This window comes from Rhodococcus sp. NCIMB 12038, assembly GCF_002165735.1.
Lineage (GTDB): Bacteria > Actinomycetota > Actinomycetes > Mycobacteriales > Mycobacteriaceae > Rhodococcus_F.
Map to the genome: position 1 here is coordinate 1 of NZ_NHML01000077.1, position 2,771 is coordinate 2,771.

3 protein-coding genes are annotated in these 2,771 nt (G+C 65.1%); 1 reads left to right on the top strand and 2 read right to left on the bottom strand.

Annotated elements, in window-relative coordinates; genetic code table 11:
• Together CA951_RS41905 and CA951_RS41910 are read right to left on the bottom strand one after the other, a co-directional pair.
• Window positions 1-690 (bottom strand): 3-carboxyethylcatechol 2,3-dioxygenase (locus tag CA951_RS41905; RefSeq protein WP_087562451.1); only part of this gene is annotated, 690 nt, incomplete at its 3' end.
• An 80-nt stretch (window positions 691-770) separates the two neighbouring features.
• Window positions 771-1,358, bottom strand: coding sequence for a flavin reductase family protein (locus CA951_RS41910; protein ID WP_256974314.1), 588 nt, complete (start codon window positions 1,356-1,358; stop codon window positions 771-773).
• A 1,156-nt stretch (window positions 1,359-2,514) separates the two neighbouring features.
• Between CA951_RS41910 and CA951_RS41915 the strand changes: the two genes are divergently transcribed.
• A partial coding sequence (locus tag CA951_RS41915; RefSeq protein ID WP_179220527.1) for an alpha/beta fold hydrolase occupies window positions 2,515-2,771 on the top strand: 257 nt, incomplete at its 3' end.

Below are 2,771 nucleotides of genomic sequence, written 5' to 3' on the forward strand. Positions count from 1 at the left end.
CGCAATGGTGGCCACCCCGGCAGCGAAGTCACGACCGGCGTCGATGACCCGCTTCTCGCGGGCGTTGCGCTCGTTCTCGGTAGGGTTCCGCCCATCGATGAGCTTCTCCTTCACCTCCGCAGGGGCGGTGGCGAACTGCGGTACTGGCGGATCGTGGGACAGCCCACCCGAACCGACGAACAACACCCGCTTGTCCAGCCTCGCCGCGGCCCGCCCCACGGCCTCACCGAGCAGCCGGACGCGGCTGACCGGGCCGAGCGGCTCGGCGACGGAATTGATGAAGATCGGCACGGTCGGGACCGCGGTGATCGAGCCGACCAGCAGCTGCAGGGCCTGGGCGAAGCCGTGGTCGACGTGCATGCGTTCGGAGAACGCGACGTCGACTCCGCTGGCGAGGACTTTCCGTGCGACGGCGTAGGCGGCGTCGCGGTCGACGTTCAGCGGTCCGGCTTCGGTGCCGTAGTCCCCGACCGACTGGGCCGCGGCACCGATGCAGAACGGGGGCATCAGATCGTAGTAGACCCCGTTGTAGTGATCCGGGGCGAAGATCACGATCAGGTCGGGGGCGAAGTCGGTGATGAACGTGCGCGCCTTCTCGAACGCGGCGTCGACGTCGTCGATCACGGTTTGGTCCGGGTCGTTTCGTCCCATGAGGGGGGAATGCGACATCGCGCACAGCGCTACGGGCATCGTTTGCTTCCTTCGTGTTCTCGCGCCACCCGGCTCGGTGGGGTGCGATGTGGTCGGGGTGGATGTCGGGGTATGCGCCGTCAGTCCGGTGCGCAGGCGGTCTGCTCGCCGATGGGCTTGGGGAGCGGCTCGACAAAATGGGAGTGGGTGCCGAAGATGCGCTCTGCGTACACCAGCGGGGGAAGGTCGGCCTTGTCGACCTTGGTGACGAGGCCGATCAGCAGCAGATGGTCACCGCCCTGAACGGTGTCGTACAACTCGCACTCGGCCCAGCCGGCAGCGCCGTTGATGCGAGGCAACCCGGTGTCGTGCTGCCAGGACGTTCCGGCGAACCGGTCCGCGCCGGCTCCGCGCGTGGCGAACAGCATCGCCAGGTCGTCCTGACGGTGGTGGAGCAGGTTGATTCCGAACCGGCCAGTGCTCTGGATTCTTTGCAACAGCGCCGAGCGGCGGTCGAACGCCACGGTGATCAGCGGAGGCTCCTGCGACAATGAGGTGAACGAGCTGGCGGTGGCCCCGTGTGGGCCGTCCGCGTCGGCGGTGGTCACGATGGTCACCGGTGCGCAGACTCGGGCCATCAGGTCGCGGAAGCGATTCGGGTCGACCCCTGCTTCGGTTGCCGTCGCGGGGGCGGGTGCGGTGGTCATGGTGTCGGGTGTGGTGGTCATGAGGTGGCTCCAGCTCTTTCCGTGGGTCTGTTTCAGTCGGAAGGGTTGTTCAGTGGGCTCCGTTCGGTACGGGCATCAGGTCCGGTAGTTCAGCTGTCAAAGGCCATGCGCGGGTCGTGAATTCGGCGAGTCGTCGGGTACTCCGGGTCCGTGCGTGTAGTCGGTCTCCCGCTCGGGTTCGGCGAAGTTATCGATCTGCATCTCGACGAAGGTGCCGTCAGCCCATCGAGCACTGCGCGAAACCAGTCCCGCATCAGCGTGAGCCTGGTCTGCACTAAGACGTGGGCGAACTTCGGCCTGGCAGACGTCTCTGACTCTCCTGGTACGGGTCTCGGCGTGCTCGGGAAAGCCGGGACCCGTTGTTCGGGTAATAATGTCGTTTGGTGGCGCACCGGAACGTGCGGATCGGAATCGCTCGTAACACTCGAGCTTCAAGTGTTGCTTGGATCACTTCTTGGCTACGACCCACGTTAGAGGCGGCCGGGTTTGAAGAACATACACTTTGCGAGACATGTCGTCCGGTTATCGAACTCGGGCAGACCTCTTCATGGGGAGCCGTTCACCCGCCCTACCGGCTCAGGCCTGTCTGCTCCCAGGCGTAGGTGGGCGCCTCCGGCCAAACTTCGCTCGTAGTACTACGGTCCGAGATGGTTCAAACCTCAGAGGAATTCGATGTCACCGACCGTGCTCGTAGAAGCGATCGCACGTCGAGAAGGAACTGTGGTCCTTCCGGAGAGGGTCCGAGCACGCCTCATCGCGACGGATAGAGTGCACGGAGTCCGACGGGCTCATGTCGAAATGCTTGGAACAGTTTCTGGAGCTGGCGCATCGACACGGCTCCGAGCAGAGGAAGGCCACGGCCGCGGCGAGCTGCCACCACGCGGCCCGACCGCAGGCAACGCCTCCCGATCATGCCCAGGGGCGTGGTCCTCCGACGTCGGGTTTGCGGATTGTGGATTGACGACCGCGACATGTGTATCGCTGCTCCCCGATGGCATCTGTAGCGTTCGAGATCAGGCGGTCGTGACCGGGAGCACACCCCGGGCTACACCGAGTTGTACGCCAGGGAAGTCCTCCCCGCCCCGCTGTCGGTGAACCCGCACGCGGTCGAAACGACACCAAGGCGCAGAACTCTCAGTTGGAAGGAATCACGCACGTGACCATCGCAGAACTCGGTAACGGGGTCCGGATCCGATACCGCGACCTCGGCAACGGCGGATCGCCGATCGTCTTCGTACCGGGCTTCACCTCGACCCTCGAGACGTGGGACTACCAGGTCCGCGACCTCGCCTCGCAGCACCGGTGCGTCTGCCTCGACCCGCGCGGCCACGGCGGCTCGGATGCTCCGCTGTCGGATTACAGCTTCGACGAGCTATGCGGTGACCTCGTCGACTTCATCGATCAGCTCGGACT